Below are 1,382 nucleotides of genomic sequence, written 5' to 3'. Positions count from 1 at the left end.
ACCACCACGGGGGCTGGCGGCAGGCGAGGCAGGTCGACCACAAACAGCAGCAGGGCACCGGGGCGCCAGCCACCATTAAGTAACCGGGCGTGGCGGACCACCGAGCACCAGCTGGCCCAGTTGTCGGCGTCGACAAACAGTTTGAAAGCTTGTTTGCGGGAGGCGCGGGTGTCGGTGACTTCGTCGACCAGATAACGTTTTAGCATGCTGCATCCGTGTTTTTATTGGGTGGAAGGGGCTGCCAGGAAGTGCGTGACGCAGGCCACTGCGATAGCACCAAAGCCATTATTCAAAGCTCCCTAGATTACGCACAGTAGGCACCAACCTCCAGTCGGTAAAACGGGCCAATTCGGCAGACGTTGTTGACCTGCCCGGGGCCTTTGCCTAGTTTCGGGTGATTGCGAGGAGTCAGCATGACAACAACACTGTTACCGGCCTCGATTTTGCCGGGGCTTCTTGAAGTCTCGTTACGTGATCAACTGGACGTGCAGGCCTTGTTCGAGCAGGTGGGGATCGATGCGGATATTGTCGGCCGCAGCGATCGCTTCATCAGCCTCGGGCAGCTGGATGCGTTGCTCTATGCCGCCTTTACGGAAAGTGATGATCCGCTATTCGGCCTGCATGTGGGGGCGGATAACCATTATGGCAATCTGGACTTGCTGGGTAACCTGATGGCTACCGCCAATACCCTGGATAACGGGATCGGCATGCTGTTTCGCTATAAGGATCTGGTGGTTCCCTACCTGGATTTCTCTCTCGACCTGCACGGCAAGAATGTGCAGCTATCGGTGATCAGCAAGGACCCGACCTTGCGCTTTACGGCCACGCGGGCACACAACGAAGTCGTGGTGGCCACCATGGTGTCCATCGGGCGCTCATTACTGGGGGCGGAAATGCCCCTGGCTGGCGCCTGCTTCCTGCACGGCCAGCCATCGCCTGATGAGCTGGAAAGCTATGGCGCCTTTTTCCAGTGTCCGTTGTCGTTTGCTGCCAGCCAGAATGCCATCCAGTTCAGTGCCGAGCTGCTTGGCACACCGTTGCCCCGCGCCTATCCGAAATACAATGAACGATTACGCCGTTCTGCGGACCAGGTGCTGGCAGGCCTGTCTCGGGCGGCGGGTATTACCGGGCAGGTGATCAAGCATCTGGAGCGGCTACTCGGTGAGCATACGGTGACCATGGAAGCGGTGGCCGATGCGCTGGCCATGACCCCGCGTACGCTCCAGCGGCGCCTCCAGGAAGAAGGTGCGCGGTTTGCACAACTGCGCGATCAGGTGCGCCATCAGCATGCCTGCAAGGCCCTGAGCCAGCCCCGTTGCGACATGCACGGCCTGGCCGCTGAACTGGGTTTTTCCGATACCGCCAATTTTTACCATGCGTTC

1 protein-coding gene and 1 pseudogene are annotated in these 1,382 nt (G+C 59.3%); one reads left to right on the top strand and one right to left on the bottom strand.

Features of this window, described 5'->3' with window-relative positions; translation table 11 throughout:
* A pseudogene (locus tag A3730_RS24515) lies at window positions 1-206 on the bottom strand (SRPBCC domain-containing protein); the annotation flags it as partial.
* 207 nt (window positions 207-413) lie between these two features.
* Here A3730_RS24515 and A3730_RS24510 point away from each other — a divergent pair.
* The coding region (locus tag A3730_RS24510) for an AraC family transcriptional regulator (protein ID WP_063539178.1) at window positions 414-1,382 on the top strand (969 nt) is incomplete at its 3' end.

It is taken from the genome of Alcanivorax sp. HI0044 (assembly GCF_001634945.1).
This window is presented reverse-complemented; position numbering and strand designations above follow the sequence as displayed.